Below are 14,983 nucleotides of genomic sequence, written 5' to 3' on the forward strand. Positions count from 1 at the left end.
TTACTCTGTTTTTCTTGGCTTTTTCGTGATGGAATCTTTACTTGACTTTTTCGACTGCAGCTCCTTGCTTAAAAGTTCTTGGGTTTCATTTTCCTCTACGATTTTCTTATATTTTTCTTTCAACTTCTTTAAGCTATCCTCTACGTTTTTCAGGATAGTTTCATATTCTTTTGTATTGTACGAGTAATACTTATTGCTGTTTAGGAATTGTAAACTATCAATTTGATGCGTATTATAAACGTAATCTTCAGGTGAAATACCATTGTGCTCTAATGTTCGCTTGTTAGCCCCTTTAGCTGACGATAATAAGGATAAATCAACTAAAATGGCAACCATATCTTTTTTAGCAATTAAATTTTCCGGCTTTTTAGGCTTTCCAAACTGGGTGCAATTAATTACAAAAGCGGCTAAAAGAATATATATTACAATTTTTTTCATCTATTAAAAGTTAGGCGTTTGGCTGCCTTTTCCGTACTAAATTTGTTGTGCTCAAAAACCAAACTACCGTTTAAAATGGTGTGTGTTACGCGTGATTTGAAGGTAGCCCCTTCAAAAGGAGACCATTTGCATTTATATAAAATGTTTTCTTTTTTTACCGTCCATGGGTTGTTGATATCCACAATAACCATATCTGCAAAATAGCCTTCCTTAATATACCCCCTTTTTTCAACTTGAAAAAGAATAGCCGGATTATGACACATTTTTTCAACAATTTTAGGAACTGTTATTTTTCCCTGATGATGCATTTCCAACATGGCAACCAAAGCGTGTTGCACTAAAGGACCACCTGAAGGTGCTTGCGTATAAACATTGTTTTTTTCATCTAATGTATGCGGTGCATGATCTGTAGCAATAACGTCTATTCGCCCATCCAATAACGCTTTCCAAAGTCCTTCACGGTCTTTATCCGTTTTTACGGCAGGATTCCACTTAATATGCGTTCCTTTCTTATCGTAATCCGCATCACTAAACCATAAATGATGAATGCATACTTCCGAGGTAATTTTTTTATCCTTTAACGGAATTTTATTAGTAAATAAAGCCGTCTCTTTAGCAGTTGATAAGTGAAAAACATGCAGCCGTGCTCCTGTTTTTTTAGCCAACTCAATGGCTTTGGATGATGAAATATAACAGGCTTCTTCACTCCTAATTACAGGGTGACATTTTAACGGAATATCATCACCATACTTATCCGTATGTGTTTTTAAGTTGGCTTTTATTGTTTCTTCATCTTCACAGTGCACTGAAATAACCATATCTGTGCTTGAAAATATTTTTTCTAAAACTGCAGGATTATCCACCAACATATTTCCTGTTGAGGAACCTAAAAACAATTTTAAACCTGCTACCTCCTTCGGGTTTACCTTAAGAATTTCGTCTAAATTATCATTAGTTCCGCCAAACATAAACGAATAATTAGCATGTGAGGTTTGCGCCGCAATAGCAAATTTTTCATTGAGTTTTTCAATAGTTGTAGTCTGCGGATTGGTATTTGGCATTTCAATAAACGACGTTATACCTCCAGCAATAGCAGCTTTAGATTCGCTGCCAATATCTCCTTTGTGTGTAAGTCCCGGCTCTCTAAAGTGGACCTGATCATCAATAACTCCAGGTAAAATATGATTTCCTTCGGCATCAATAACCTTAACATTTGAAGATTTTACGCTAATTAAAGGTGCAACCTCCTTAATAATATCATTCTCAATGTAGATATCACCTTCCAAAATAGTACCTTCATTAACTATTTTGCCGTTCTTAATTAACAACGCTGTTGGTAAACTCATATTTATTTTTTTCTAAAAAAACTGTTTATTTTCATACTTATAACACCTAGAATAGCTTCCGAAATTATGCCTCCACTCATTTTAGATTTCCCTTTGGAACGGTCTGTAAAAATAACGGGGATTTCAATAATTTGAAAATCTTTTAAATAGGCTTTGAACTTCATTTCAATTTGAAAAGCATAGCCCACAAATTTAATGCTGTTTAAATCTATGGTTTCTAAAACCCGACGTTTATAGCAAACGAAACCTGCCGTGGTGTCGTGTATTTTCATTCGAGTAATTAATCGCACATATTTGGATGCAAAATAAGATAGTAAAATTCTACTCATTGGCCAATTTACAACGTTAACACCTTTTACATACCTAGAGCCCACTGCTAAATCAGCATGCTGAATATGACAAGCATTATACAGGCGAATTAAGTCGTTTGGATTATGAGAAAAATCGGCATCCATTTCAAAAATATACGCATAATCACGATCCAAACACCATTTAAATCCAGCAATATAAGCGGTTCCAAGTCCCGTTTTTTCTTGACGTTGCAAGAGGTGTAAACGCTCCGGAAATTCTACTTGTAATTCTTTAACTTTTTCAGCTGTTAAATCGGGTGAACTATCATCAACTACCAAAACATGGAATACCTTTTCTTGCGAAAACACGGCCCTAATGATGGCTTCTATATTCTCAATTTCGTTAAAAGTAGGAATGATGACAATTGTGTCTGACATTACACGCTGTTATTTTTAGCAAATGTAAACTATTTAAAAGATACTTTTTTTTAAATATTCCTTAAAATATTAGACACAAGTAGAATAATTTATAATAATTTTACAACATGCTTCGTAATGTTATTTCAAATGACTTGTATACCATTTTAATTGTTATTGGACTTATTCTAATAGCAGTTTGCAAGGTGCTTTTTGCCAAACGCTTTCAGGATTTTATTCTGGTTTTAGGAAACTCCAAGTACCTTAAAATTTACGCTAAAGATCAAAAGTTTTTTGATGTTTTTGATGGTCTTCTGTTTTTAAACTTTGTGTTAGCTATATCAATTTTTGGATTTATTAGTTATAATCATTTAACAACGGAATTAGAAATATCTAAATTACTCTTGTTAAAATTAACAGCTATTATTGCCATTCTTATAGTTATGAAAACATTGCTAGAACGGCTTATAGGGAGTGTTTTTGAAATTGACTTTTTAATAGATAATTATTTGTTCCAAAAAATAAGTTATAAGAATTTTTTAGGCATTATTCTTATGCCATTAAATGCCATTATTATCTATGGTGTTTCCGTTTCTAATCCTATTATTTATAGTATTTGGGCAATTATTGTACTCGTATTCGTCATTGGCATCATTACAACAGTTAAGACCTATCAAAATCTTATAAAACAGAACATGTTTTATTTTATTTTGTATCTTTGCGCTCTTGAAATCGCTCCTTACATTATTTTATATCAATTAGCTATAAAAAATTAAGGTTTCAAATTAAAGAAAAAGCCTATGAAAGTGAAAACAATTTTAGTATCTCAACCAGAACCTAAAATAGAAAATTCGCCATATTTTGATCTTCAGGAAAAGCAAAAAGTGAAAATTGACTTTAGACCATTTATACATGTAGAAGGGGTTGATGCCAAGGAGATTAGACAACAAAAGGTTGATTTATCTAAATACACAGCAATTATATTAACGAGCAGAAATTCTGTAGATCACTTTTTTAGAGTGGCCGATGAAATGCGTTTTAAAGTTCCAGATAGCATGAAATATTTCTGTCAATCTGAAGCTGTTGCTTATTACCTTCAAAAATATGTGGTTTATAGAAAACGTAAAATTTATGTAGGAAAACGTAATTTTGCCGATTTATCACCATTAATAAAAAAATATAAAGGCGAATCCTTTTTACTACCAACAACTGATAAACTAAAACCTGAAGTTCCAGAAACACTAAATGCTTTAAATGTGGAATGGAAAGAAGCTGTTTTTTACAAAACGGTTATTAGTGATTTATCTGATTTAGCAAATGTCTATTACGATATATTAGTGTTTTTTAGTCCTTCGGGAATTGAATCTTTATTTCATAATTTCCCAGACTTTAAACAAAACGAGACGCGTATAGCAGTTTTTGGAAGCACAACTATCAAAGCTGTTGAAGAACATGGTTTGCGTGTTGATATTGCTGCACCAACACCAGAAACACCTTCTATGACTATGGCTTTAGAAAAGTATATAAAGGACGTTAATAAAAAGAAATAGGTTTAAAAATAATCATAAAAAAAAGCCCAATTGAAATAAATCAATTGGGCTTTTTTTGTTTTAGAATTCTAGTTTAATTAACCACTAGTTTTTTAGTAACAGTTTTTGTACTTGTCGTTACACGCATTAAATACACACCAGATGATAATGATGCTATATTTATACTATTATTTCCAAATGAAATAGTATTAGTCAATACTAATTTTCCAGTAATATCATAAACGCCTAAACGCGTGTTTTCCTCTAAATTAGAAGAAATAGTTACAACACCTTTAGCTGGATTAGGGAAAATTGAAAACACCGATGTGTTTGCTTTTTCCAAACTCAATGTTGCACAAGCTGGCTCCGTTTCAACAAAAGTACTTCCGCCATCAATAATCCAAGCACCCAAATTAGGTTCCGTTGCATCATCAACAAAAATACAAGTTAAGCTTCCATTAAAATCAGATCTAAACACAGTATTTGCATTATTTCCATTTCTCATGTCAACAGATGTTAAGTCGTTATTTCTTAAATTAACATTTGTTACAGCACTATTTGCCGATAAATCAATTGATGTTAAAGTTGCATTTTGTGCATTAAAAAGCAGTAATGCTGGGTTCGTAGACAAATCAATAGTAGTTATAATTGTTCCATAAACATTTATATTTTCTAAAGCTGTTAAGCCAGTAACCGTCAAGCTACTTAAGCCCGTACATCCTTCAAAGTTAACATCCTTAACATTAACATTGGCTGTCAAATTAGCAGTTGTTAATCCTGTATTATAGGATAAGTTAAGCGCATCAATGTTTAAAAACGCTTCTAATCCCGTTAAATCTGTAATGCCTTTATTTGGCAAACCTAAAGAACCTGTTGCTGCTAAAGCATCGGCCGTAAGTATACGACCATCCAGAATTGCTTCAGTATCATAGTTAAAATCAATTAACGCTTGTTCAAACGCGGCATCCGGAACACAAGTATAACCTATAGCTGGAATTCCTGGGCATTGCGCAAAAGTTAATGATTGAAATGCAATAAAAATTGCTAATAAATAAGTAGTTTTTTTCATAAAAAATAGGTTTAAATTTGAGTGTAAAACTACAATTTTAAACCTATTCAAACAAGTAAAACAATAATATTAACGCACCAAATTAATTGGTTCGCAGATTGTTACGATCTTACTTTTGGAGCCCCAGCCATAATTTCAGCATTGGCAAACTCCTCAAATTTCTTGAAATTCTCTTTAAATGAATCCGCTAATTTATTAGCTGTTTTATAATATCCTTCGTCATTATTCCATGATTTTCTAGGACTTAATACTTCTGTTGGTACATTCGGGCAAACTTTTGGTTGCTGAACACCAAATACAGAATGCTCATGGTAGTTGTTTTTATTGGCAGCCTCTAAACTTCCATCCATGGCAGCCGTTATCATGGCGCGTGTATATTTTAATTTCATGCGCGATCCAACACCATAAGGTCCACCAGTCCAGCCTGTATTTACCAACCAAACGTTTACACCAGCTTCTTGCATTTTTGCACTTAACATTTCTGCATATTTTGTTGGATGCAATGGCATAAATGGCGCTCCAAAACACGCAGAAAAACTTGGTAGCGGTTCGTCAATACCTGCTTCTGTTCCCGCAACTTTAGCCGTATATCCAGAAATAAAATGGTAAGCGGCTTGACCTGGTGTTAATTTAGAAATTGGAGGCAAAACACCAAAGGCATCTGCCGTTAAAAAGAAAATATTTTTAGGGTTTTCACCAATAGACGGCACTTGAATATTATCAATATGGTCAATTGGATAACTTACTCGTGTGTTTTGCGTAATCGATATATCCTCAAAATCTACATGACCATCTTTGTCCATGATTACATTTTCAAGTATGGCTCCTGGCTTAATAGCATTAAAAATATCAGGTTCATTTTCAGCTGAAAGATTAATTACTTTAGCATAACAACCACCCTCAAAATTAAAAACGGTGTTTTCTTTTGTCCAACCATGTTCATCATCACCTATTAATCTACGATTAGGATCGGCAGAAAGTGTTGTTTTTCCTGTCCCTGATAATCCGAAGAATATAGCTGTATCGCCATCTTTACCAACATTAGCACTACAGTGCATTGGCAACGTATTTTTAAATACGGGTAAAATAAAGTTTAAAGCAGAGAAAATTCCTTTTTTAATTTCACCTGTATAGCCGGTCCCACCAATTAAAGCAATTTTTCGAGTAAAATCTAAAATTGCAAAATTATGTTGGCGTGTTCCATCTTCAGCTGGAACTGACATAAATCCTGGTGCATTAACAATAGTCCATTCTGGCTTAAAGTTTTCAAGTTCCGACGGTTCTGGTCTTAAAAACATATTTTGGGCAAACATATTGCTCCAAGGGAATTCAGTAATAACACGAATATTTAATCGGTATTTTTCATCTGCACAAGCATAGCTATCTCTTACAAATACTTCTTTTCCTGATAAGTAATCGGTTACTTTATTATATAGTTTTTCGAAAGCATCCGATTCGAAAGGGATATTAATATTTCCCCACCAAACGCGATCTTCGGTAATTGAATCTTTAACAATAAAGCGATCTTTAGGAGAACGTCCTGTAAATTCACCGGTATTAACTGCTAAAGCACCAGAAGACGCTTCAACGCCTTGACCTTTTTCAATTGTAAGTTTGTGTAGTTGTTCTGAAGATAATTGATATTGAACTTTAGCATTTTTAATTCCATATTTTTCTAATGAAATTGTATTGGATGCTTGAGTATGATCTATCATAATAATATGTGTTGTTTATTCTACAAAATTAAACATTATTTTATTCTATGCACTTAATTTTTAGAAATATCAGTCCTATTTTTTAAAAACTTTATTAACAATAAGAGCCACGAAATAATTAGTAATAATCCGCCAATTGGTGTAATAAATCCAATAGTCTTAAAATTAAAAGCGGTTAAACTATTAGTTGCTAAGCCATATATGGAGCCCGAAAACAATAGCACACCAAATAAGACTAAATAAAAAATAATTTGTTTTGTTTTAGCATTGACGGTAGGTGACGTTCCTAAAAAAAGTAAAAACAAGGCATGATACATTTGATAACGCACGCCTGTTTCAAATGTTGCAATTTGTTCTGGAGAAATTAACCCTTGGAGTCCATGCGCTCCAAATGCACCCAAAATCACGGCTATTAGCCCTAAAAACGCGCCTAAACTTAATATCTTGCTGTTCATATTATTTTGTGAATTGAGTTTTTATAACAATTACTATTTCTTACTTTCGTGACAACAAAAATACTCAACATATTTCATTATGCGAAAGATATTACTCATTGGTGCTGGAAAATCCGCATCTTACCTTATAAAGTACTTACTTGAAAAATCTGATAAAGAAAATCTATTAATTATTGTTGGCGATGTGAATTTCACAAACGCCAAAAAATTAATCAACAATCACGAAAATGCCCAAGCAATCATGCTGGACGTTTTTGATAAAGAATCGCGCCAAAACGCTGTTCAAAATTGTGACATTGTTATCTCCATGCTTCCCGCTCGCTTCCATATTGAAGTAGCTCGCGACTGTATTACCTTCAATAAAAATATGGTAACAGCCTCTTACATTAGTGATGAAATGCAAAACCTTGACAAAGCAGCACGCGATAAAGGTTTAATTTTTATGAATGAAATAGGTGTCGACCCAGGTATTGATCATATGAGCGCCATGCATGTTATTGACAGAATTCGTGATGCTGGTGGTAAAATGATTCTTTTTGAATCCTTCACTGGTGGTTTAGTTGCACCCGAAAGCGATAATAATTTATGGAATTACAAATTTACTTGGAACCCTAGAAACGTAGTAGTCGCTGGGCAAGGTGGCGCTGCAAAATTTTTGCAAGAAGGCACATACAAATACATTCCGTATAACCGATTATTTAGAAGAACAGAGTTTTTAGACGTTGAAGGATATGGCCGTTTTGAAGGTTATGCCAATCGCGATTCCCTAAAGTATCAATCTGTTTACGGCTTGAGTAACGTTAAAACGCTATATAGAGGAACCATGCGTCGTGTGGGCTTTAGCCGCGCTTGGAACATGTTTGTTCAATTAGGAATGACTGATGATAGCTATACGATTGATGATAGTGAAAATATGAGCTATCGCGATTTTGTAAATGCATTTTTACCGTATAGCCCAACGGATTCTGTTGAATTAAAATTCCGTCATGCCTTAAAGATTGACCAGGATGATATTGTTTGGGATAAGCTATTAGAACTGGATATTTTAAATGGTAATAAACGTGTTGAATTGAAAAAAGCAACCCCTGCTCAAATTCTTCAAAAAATCCTTATGGATAGTTGGACATTAGAAGAAGATGATAAGGACATGATTGTTATGTACCATAAATTTGGTTATGAATTGGATGGCAAACGGCATCAGATAGATTCAACTATGGTAACAATTGGTGAAGATCAAACGTACACAGCTATGGCTAAAACCGTTGGACTTCCTGTTGCTATTGCAACGCTAGCTATTTTAAACGAAACCATAACCACGCCTGGTGTGCAAATGCCTATTACCAAAGAAGTTTATGGGCCAATTTTACAAGAGTTGGAAACCTATGGTATTGCATTTACAGAAACTGAAGTGCCATATTTAGGATATAATCCGCTAAATTTATAAGGGTTTTTGCGCTTATAATTTACTAGTTCATGAAAATAAACAATAAGGAAATAACTATTGATGGCATAGATAAAACCATCTTACGTGCTTTAATGAGCGATGCTAGAACACCAGTTTTGGAAATTGCACGTGAGGTAGGTATTTCTGGAGCAGCAATACATCAACGGCTTCGGAAACTTGAAAAATCAGGAATTATTTCGGGCTCTAAATTTGTCATAAATCCTAAAGTATTAGGTTATACAACCATGGCTTTTATAGGTATTTACTTGGATAAAGCCATGAGTAATCCGGAAGCTGTTAAGCAGTTGCAAAAAATTCCTGAAGTATTGGAATGTCATTATACCACAGGAAACTGGAGTATTTTCATTAAAATACTCTGTAAGGATAATGAGCATTTAATGCATTTACTGAATAAGGATATTCAATCCATTTCAGGTGTTTCTAGAACAGAAACCTTTATTTCCTTGAATCAGCAAATAGACAGACAAATTAAAATATAAAAAAAGCTCCTGAATATTCAGGAGCTTTTTTTTTAATTGATTTTATATACTAATCTCTTGACATAAAAATACTCAAAACGTACCAAAACAATAACATTAATGAAGCAAATAATCCTAATGCTGCTGGAATATAATCGTCCGTTGTGTATTTGTTTACCATATTAGACGTTTGGTATAAAATAGAGCCGCCTGCTAATAAACACATTGCTACCGAGAACCACAAGCCAAGTGTAAATCCGAATAAGGTTCCTGCTAGAATTAATCCAATAGCGATAAAAAAGCCAATAGTTAAACCGGTTTTAATAAATGAAAAATCTTTTTTCAATACTAACACAACAGCAGATAAACCAGTGAATAAGCCTAATGTTACAATCGCGGCTTGATTTAGCATTTCTGTTCCGGAATCCATATAAAACATGGCAACATAAATTAATGGCACAAAAATGAAAGCTTCAGCCAATATATAAAGTGCAAATGCTAAATACTGTGTGTTTTTATCGGTGGTTTTCATAGTCATGCGCTCGGCATAATTTGTAACAAACATAAAACCACCTAACATGATGAGCCATTTATAGCCATCCAACATGGATAACATGAATTCTACAATCGTTTCACTTTGTAACAATAAATATTCAAATAGGATAAAGACTAAAACACCTCCTGCCACATGAGCATAGGTTTTTTTATAAAAGGCCACCCGATCTATATCTGATACCTGTGCTAATACATGTTGTTCTTGAACTTGGTTTTCCATAATTAAATTTGGTTCTAATTTGAGTTTGAAAAATAACTAAAAAAAGTCAGACGCAAAACATCTGACTTTTAAATTCCTTAAAGCGTTTATTTTTAATCGCGACCACCAAATACTTGAATTGCCCAATACGCCAATGAGGCTAAAGCTCCAATAGCAGCAACCAAATAGGTTCTAGCCGCCCATTTTAAAGCATCTTCAGCGGCAGCATGTTCGTCACGCGTAACCATGTGTTTGTTTTCTAACCAAGCCAATGCACGATTACTTGCATCATACTCTACAGGCAACGTAATAAAACTGAATACGGTTGCTAATCCCATCATAATAACACCTGCAACAGCTACATACCATCCAAGACCAACACCTGCGGCTCCACCTAAAACTAAACCACCAATTATTAACCACTGGGACATACCAGATGACACACTAACTACAGGCACCAATTTGGATCGCATAGTTAACCATTCATAGGCTTGTGCATGCTGAACTGCGTGACCACATTCGTGCGCAGCAACTGCAGCTGCAGCAGCATTTCGTTGATTGTAAACCGACTCACTTAAATTAACTGTTTTATTTTTTGGGTTGTAATGATCGGTTAACTGACCTGGTGTTGATATAACAGCAACATCCGTAATACCATTATCCAATAGCATTTTTTCTGCTATTTCTTTGCCGCTCATGCCATTTTGTAAGTGCACTTGCGAATACTTTTTAAATTTCTTTTTTAACTGACTACTAACAGCCCAGCTTACTAAAGCTATGGCTCCAATTAATATATAATATCCAATCATTTGTTTTCTTTTTTTGAACTGTAAATTTACAAGATATATAGCAAATAGTGCGCCAAATGTTTGTTAAGTAATTTTGTCAGTTTTCGCTATTATTTTACGCTAAAAAAAAGAGTTTCACAATATGTGAAACTCTTTTTTTTATTAATTAAAATTACTATTCTTCGAATATAGAGATTCCTGTCTACGTAGGAATTAACCAACGATGTTTACAATCTTGCCAGGAACAACAATCACCTTTTTAGGTGTGCGTCCTTCTAATTGTGCTTGTGTTTTCTCATGTGCCATCACAGCTTTTTCAATATCTTCTTTACTCATATCCATAGGTAACTCTAGTGTAAATCGCATTTTACCATTAAAAGAAATTGGGTAATTTTTAGAACTTTCTACTAAATGCTTTTCATCAAATTTTGGAAAAGCGACAGTAGAAATAGATTTTTCATGACCTAATTGGCTCCATAATTCTTCTGAAATATGTGGTGCATAAGGCGACATCAACACAATAAGCGGCTCCAAGATATCACGACTCGTACATTTTTGAACTGTCAGTTCGTTAACGGCAATCATAAATGTTGAAACAGAGGTATTGAATGAAAAACTCTCAATATCTTCCTCTACCTTTTTAATCGTTTTGTGCAAGGTTTTCAGGTTGTCTTTGGTAGGTTCTGATTCTGTAACTTTAATTCCGTTATCGTCTACATACAACTTCCATAATTTTTTAAGAAAACTATGAACTCCTGTAATTCCTGCAGTGTTCCATGGTTTGTATTGCTCTAAAGGTCCCAAAAACATTTCATAGAGACGTAAACTGTCGGCGCCATAATCTTCACAAATACTATCTGGATTAACAACGTTGTATTTGGATTTAGACATCTTTTCTACTTCACGACCTACTTTATAAACATCATTGTCAGCTTTAATTATTTCACCGTTTTCGCCAATAAAAACTGCATCTTTATAATCGTCACCAAATTCGCCATCCTGCTTTAATCCTTCAATATCTAATTCATCGGAAGCATTTATATATTCCACTTTTACATGAATTGGCATTGGCACAACTATAAGGTTTTCTAAAGTATCTGCATTCGGTAAACCGGCAATTTTAGCAAGGGTATTTTTGAGTTTTTTCAAGGCTTCTTTATCCAATGCCAAATCACCTTTGCTGATAAACTCTGAATGCGAAATATAAATATTTTGTAATTTCTTCAAAAGTTTTGCTCCTACAGCTTCTTCAGATCTAGGGTCTGCAAACATAAAACTCAATCGGTAAACAAAGGCACTTGTTCCCAAAATCATCCCTTGGTTAATCAGCTTTTTGAATGGCTCTTCTACATTTACAAAACCACGATCTTTCATAAACTTCACCCAAAAACGTGCGTATAATAAATGACCTGTAGCATGTTCGCTTCCGCCAATATACAAATCCACATTCTCCCAATAGTTGAGGGCTTCTTCACTAGCAAAATCCATGTCGTTTTGAGCATCCATGTATCGAAAGAAATACCACGAACTTCCTGCCCAGCCTGGCATGGTGTTCAGTTCTAACGGGAACACCGTTTTATTATCTATCAACGCATTGCTAACAACGGTAAAATTTTTAGAATCCCAAGCCCAAACATCCGCACGACCTAAAGGTGGCTCTCCTGTTTCGGTTGGTAAATACTTTTCTACTTCAGGCAAACGGATTGGTAAATGCTCTATATCAATCATTTGTGGCATGCCATTTACGTAATACACTGGAAATGGCTCACCCCAATAGCGTTGTCTTGAAAACACGGCATCACGCAATCTATAATTGGTTTTGCCTTCACCTTGCTCTATTTTTTCTAATTCAAAAATAGCACGTTTCATGGCTTTTTTATACGGTAAGCCGTTTAAGAAATCAGAGTTAGCAATGACCGCTTTATCTTTGTCGGCAAAGGCTTCTTCAGAAATATCAACGCCTTCAAAAATATTAGGAATTGGAATATTAAAATGTTTTGCAAACGCATAATCACGCTGATCACCGCATGGAACCGACATAACTGCTCCTGTTCCGTAACCTGCTAAAACGTAATCGCCAATCCAAATTGGAATTGGTTCTTTTGTAAAAGGATGTTCTGCAAAAGCACCTGTAAAGACACCAGAAATAGTTTTTACGTCCGCCATTCGGTCGCGTTCGCTACGTTTGGCTGTTTTTTCTATATAGGCTTCAACCTCTAATTTTTGTGCATCGGTTGTTATTTGCGAAACCAATTCGTGTTCTGGCGCTAAGGTCATGAATGATACGCCGAAAATAGTGTCTGGTCTAGTGGTAAAGACTTCTATCACCTTATCGTGATCTTTCACTTGAAAAGAAACAGAGGCGCCAATAGATTTTCCAATCCAATTGCGTTGGCTTTCTTTTAATGAATCTGTCCAATCAACCGTATCTAGTCCTTGTAATAAACGTTCCGCATAGGCCGAAATACGCATAGACCACTGTGTCATTTTTTTACGAATAACCGTATGGCCTCCACGTTCTGAAACGCCATTGACAATTTCATCATTCGCTAAAACGGTTCCTAAAGCGGGACACCAATTCACTTCGGTTTCCGCCAAATAGGTTAATCGGTATTGTAATAATATTTCTTGTTGTTTTTCACGCGAAAAGCCGTTCCACTCTTCAGCAGAAAAAATTAGAACATGATCGTCGCAAACGGCTTCTACAGATTTGTTTCCTTCCGAAGCGAAAACTTCAACTAAATCTGCAATGGGGTACGCTTTACTCGCATGCTTGCAATACCACGAATTGAATAATTGAATAAAAATCCATTGCGTCCATTTATAATAATTGGGATCAGACGTTCTAACCTCGCGACTCCAATCAAATGAAAACCCAATTTGGTCTAACTGACGTCTGTATGTTTTAATATTTTCTTCGGTTGTAACCGCTGGATGCTGACCTGTTTGAATGGCATATTGCTCGGCTGGTAAACCAAAACTATCATAGCCTTGTGGATGCAATACATTAAAGCCTTTATGTCTTTTAAATCGTGCATAAATATCAGAAGCAATATACCCTAATGGATGACCAACATGCAAACCTGCTCCGCTTGGATATGGAAACATATCCAAAACATAGTATTTTGGTTTATCAGATTGATTATCGGCTTTAAACGTTTGGTTTTCTGCCCAATATTTTTGCCATTTGGCTTCTATGTCGTTGAAATTGTATTGCATCTGTCTATTTTATGCTTATAAAGGCGCAAATTTAAACTTATTATAACAATGTTGAAAGTTTAAACGTTGTAATCCTTAAGGAATTGGATTTCTTTTATATTTTTACAGCATTAACGCATCGTATTTATGAGTTCATCTTTTGAGAAGTATCAAAAACGCCGATTAATATCCTCGTATTTTTCTGTAGTATTGAGTATAGGCTTGGTTTTATTCCTATTAGGCTTGTTGGGTATGCTGGTTTTAAATGCCAAAAAAGTATCTGATCATTTTAAGGAACAGGTAGTAGTTACCATTTATTTAAAAGATTCTGCTAAAGAAGTTGAAACTAAACAGCTAGAAAAAAGCTTAGCGATGTCTGATTATGTAAAATCGACAGAATTTGTTTCAAAAGAACAAGCTGCCGAATCCATGAAAGCCGAAAACGGTGAAGACTTCATGGCGTTCCTAGGCTATAATCCACTACAGAACTCCATTGATGTTTATGTAAAAGCCGATTTTGTTACAGCTGAACAATTAGATGGTATTGCCCAAGAAGCACTTACCAAAAGCTTTGTGGACGAAGTTCGTTATGATAATGACTTGGTGAATTTGATGAATGATAATGTAAAAAAAATAAGTTTTTGGATTTTAGTTATCAGTGGTTTATTTACCATTATTGCAGTTTTACTGATTAATAGCTCCATTCGTTTATCGGTTTATTCCAAACGCTTTACTATTAAAACCATGCAAATGGTTGGTGCTACCAAGCAATTTATTAGACGTCCATTTGTGTGGAAAAGCGTACGTTTAGGTGTAATTGGAGCCGTTTTGGCCATGATCGGAATGGCTGTGGTTTTATATTATATTAATCAAACCTTTCCGGAATTAGAACTTTTAAATAACCATATTTTATTAGGACTTTTATTTGCTGGTATTTTTGTGTTAGGTATTATTATTACTTGGATTAGCACGTTTATAGCTACGCAACGTTTCTTGAATTTAAAAACAGATCAGCTGTATTATTAAGGATTAGCTAGGATGTATTAATTTTAGAATCTCTT

General features: G+C 34.5%; 14 protein-coding genes. 5 read left to right on the top strand and 9 right to left on the bottom strand.

The window, feature by feature from the left end:
- Genes ACFPH8_RS01130 through ACFPH8_RS01140 form a run of 3 tightly spaced genes read right to left on the bottom strand, consistent with a single transcriptional unit; the run spans nt 1 to nt 2,512 of the window.
- On the bottom strand, nt 1-438 hold the full coding sequence (locus ACFPH8_RS01130; RefSeq protein WP_376858124.1) for a DUF4296 domain-containing protein: 438 nt from the start codon (nt 436-438) through the stop codon (nt 1-3).
- Nucleotides 435-1,784 (bottom strand): dihydroorotase, encoded by a 1,350-nt coding sequence (locus tag ACFPH8_RS01135; RefSeq protein WP_376858125.1) that lies wholly within the window; start codon nt 1,782-1,784, stop codon nt 435-437. Before ACFPH8_RS01135 ends, ACFPH8_RS01130 begins: the two co-directional genes overlap by 4 nt.
- Nucleotides 1,785-1,786: 2 nt before the next feature.
- Complete coding sequence (locus ACFPH8_RS01140; RefSeq protein WP_376858126.1) at nt 1,787-2,512, bottom strand: polyprenol monophosphomannose synthase; 726 nt, start codon at nt 2,510-2,512, stop codon at nt 1,787-1,789.
- 107 nt (nt 2,513-2,619) lie between these two features.
- Between ACFPH8_RS01140 and ACFPH8_RS01145 the strand changes: the two genes are divergently transcribed.
- Nucleotides 2,620-3,267, top strand: coding sequence for a DUF4271 domain-containing protein (locus ACFPH8_RS01145; RefSeq protein ID WP_248396272.1), 648 nt, complete (start codon nt 2,620-2,622; stop codon nt 3,265-3,267).
- A gap of 24 nt (nt 3,268-3,291) precedes the next feature.
- Nucleotides 3,292-4,041: a uroporphyrinogen-III synthase gene (locus tag ACFPH8_RS01150; RefSeq protein ID WP_248396274.1), complete on the top strand. Its 750-nt coding sequence runs from the start codon at nt 3,292-3,294 to the stop codon at nt 4,039-4,041.
- 73 nt (nt 4,042-4,114) lie between these two features.
- Here the strand turns inward: ACFPH8_RS01150 and ACFPH8_RS01155 are convergent, their stop codons facing one another.
- From ACFPH8_RS01155 to ACFPH8_RS01165, 3 genes are all read right to left on the bottom strand, one after another.
- Complete coding sequence (locus tag ACFPH8_RS01155) at nt 4,115-5,089, bottom strand: T9SS type A sorting domain-containing protein (RefSeq protein WP_376858127.1); 975 nt, start codon at nt 5,087-5,089, stop codon at nt 4,115-4,117.
- Between the two features lie 101 nt (nt 5,090-5,190).
- On the bottom strand, nt 5,191-6,804 hold the full coding sequence (gene pckA / locus ACFPH8_RS01160) for a phosphoenolpyruvate carboxykinase (ATP) (protein WP_376858128.1): 1,614 nt from the start codon (nt 6,802-6,804) through the stop codon (nt 5,191-5,193).
- 53 nt (nt 6,805-6,857) lie between these two features.
- Nucleotides 6,858-7,259 (bottom strand): DUF423 domain-containing protein, encoded by a 402-nt coding sequence (locus tag ACFPH8_RS01165; RefSeq protein WP_376858129.1) that lies wholly within the window; start codon nt 7,257-7,259, stop codon nt 6,858-6,860.
- Between the two features lie 79 nt (nt 7,260-7,338).
- On the opposite strand from ACFPH8_RS01165, the gene ACFPH8_RS01170 reads away from it, so the two are divergent.
- Entirely contained in the window at nt 7,339-8,703 is a 1,365-nt protein-coding gene (locus ACFPH8_RS01170) for a saccharopine dehydrogenase family protein (protein ID WP_376858130.1), read from the top strand.
- Between the two features lie 29 nt (nt 8,704-8,732).
- Nucleotides 8,733-9,203, top strand: coding sequence for an Lrp/AsnC family transcriptional regulator (locus tag ACFPH8_RS01175; RefSeq protein WP_066250811.1), 471 nt, complete (start codon nt 8,733-8,735; stop codon nt 9,201-9,203).
- 49 nt (nt 9,204-9,252) lie between these two features.
- On the opposite strand, the gene ACFPH8_RS01180 is transcribed toward ACFPH8_RS01175, so the two are convergent.
- The 3 genes from ACFPH8_RS01180 to ACFPH8_RS01190 form a co-directional block, all read right to left on the bottom strand.
- Complete coding sequence (locus tag ACFPH8_RS01180; protein WP_376858131.1) at nt 9,253-9,957, bottom strand: Bax inhibitor-1/YccA family protein; 705 nt, start codon at nt 9,955-9,957, stop codon at nt 9,253-9,255.
- Between the two features lie 92 nt (nt 9,958-10,049).
- Nucleotides 10,050-10,745, bottom strand: coding sequence for a zinc metallopeptidase (locus ACFPH8_RS01185; RefSeq protein ID WP_376858132.1), 696 nt, complete (start codon nt 10,743-10,745; stop codon nt 10,050-10,052).
- 192 nt (nt 10,746-10,937) lie between these two features.
- Nucleotides 10,938-13,943 carry a leucine--tRNA ligase gene (locus ACFPH8_RS01190; protein ID WP_376858133.1) on the bottom strand — a complete coding sequence of 1,002 codons (3,006 nt, stop codon included), beginning with the start codon at nt 13,941-13,943 and terminating at the stop codon, nt 10,938-10,940.
- Nucleotides 13,944-14,069: 126 nt separating this feature from the next.
- On the opposite strand from ACFPH8_RS01190, the gene ACFPH8_RS01195 reads away from it, so the two are divergent.
- On the top strand, nt 14,070-14,948 hold the full coding sequence (locus tag ACFPH8_RS01195) for a cell division protein FtsX (RefSeq protein ID WP_248396292.1): 879 nt from the start codon (nt 14,070-14,072) through the stop codon (nt 14,946-14,948).
- The last annotated feature ends 35 nt before the right edge of the window (nt 14,949-14,983 follow it).

Origin of the sequence: Bizionia hallyeonensis (genome assembly GCF_042657385.1) — a bacterium.
Classification (GTDB): domain Bacteria; phylum Bacteroidota; class Bacteroidia; order Flavobacteriales; family Flavobacteriaceae; genus Algorimicrobium; species Algorimicrobium hallyeonense.

What these genes read in the sequence shown, in the direction of transcription:
- ACFPH8_RS01190 (WP_376858133.1), bottom strand. Translation starts at nt 13,943, where the DNA reads ATGCAATACAATTTCAACGACATAGAAGCCAAATGGCAAAAATATTGG.
- ACFPH8_RS01195 (WP_248396292.1), top strand. Translation starts at nt 14,070, where the DNA reads ATGAGTTCATCTTTTGAGAAGTATCAAAAACGCCGATTAATATCCTCG.
- ACFPH8_RS01150 (WP_248396274.1), top strand. Translation starts at nt 3,292, where the DNA reads ATGAAAGTGAAAACAATTTTAGTATCTCAACCAGAACCTAAAATAGAA.
- ACFPH8_RS01145 (WP_248396272.1), top strand. Translation starts at nt 2,620, where the DNA reads ATGCTTCGTAATGTTATTTCAAATGACTTGTATACCATTTTAATTGTT.
- ACFPH8_RS01165 (WP_376858129.1), bottom strand. Translation starts at nt 7,259, where the DNA reads ATGAACAGCAAGATATTAAGTTTAGGCGCGTTTTTAGGGCTAATAGCC.
- ACFPH8_RS01170 (WP_376858130.1), top strand. Translation starts at nt 7,339, where the DNA reads ATGCGAAAGATATTACTCATTGGTGCTGGAAAATCCGCATCTTACCTT.
- ACFPH8_RS01130 (WP_376858124.1), bottom strand. Translation starts at nt 438, where the DNA reads ATGAAAAAAATTGTAATATATATTCTTTTAGCCGCTTTTGTAATTAAT.
- ACFPH8_RS01180 (WP_376858131.1), bottom strand. Translation starts at nt 9,957, where the DNA reads ATGGAAAACCAAGTTCAAGAACAACATGTATTAGCACAGGTATCAGAT.
- ACFPH8_RS01135 (WP_376858125.1), bottom strand. Translation starts at nt 1,784, where the DNA reads ATGAGTTTACCAACAGCGTTGTTAATTAAGAACGGCAAAATAGTTAAT.
- ACFPH8_RS01155 (WP_376858127.1), bottom strand. Translation starts at nt 5,089, where the DNA reads ATGAAAAAAACTACTTATTTATTAGCAATTTTTATTGCATTTCAATCA.
- pckA (WP_376858128.1), bottom strand. Translation starts at nt 6,804, where the DNA reads ATGATAGATCATACTCAAGCATCCAATACAATTTCATTAGAAAAATAT.
- ACFPH8_RS01140 (WP_376858126.1), bottom strand. Translation starts at nt 2,512, where the DNA reads ATGTCAGACACAATTGTCATCATTCCTACTTTTAACGAAATTGAGAAT.
- ACFPH8_RS01185 (WP_376858132.1), bottom strand. Translation starts at nt 10,745, where the DNA reads ATGATTGGATATTATATATTAATTGGAGCCATAGCTTTAGTAAGCTGG.
- ACFPH8_RS01175 (WP_066250811.1), top strand. Translation starts at nt 8,733, where the DNA reads ATGAAAATAAACAATAAGGAAATAACTATTGATGGCATAGATAAAACC.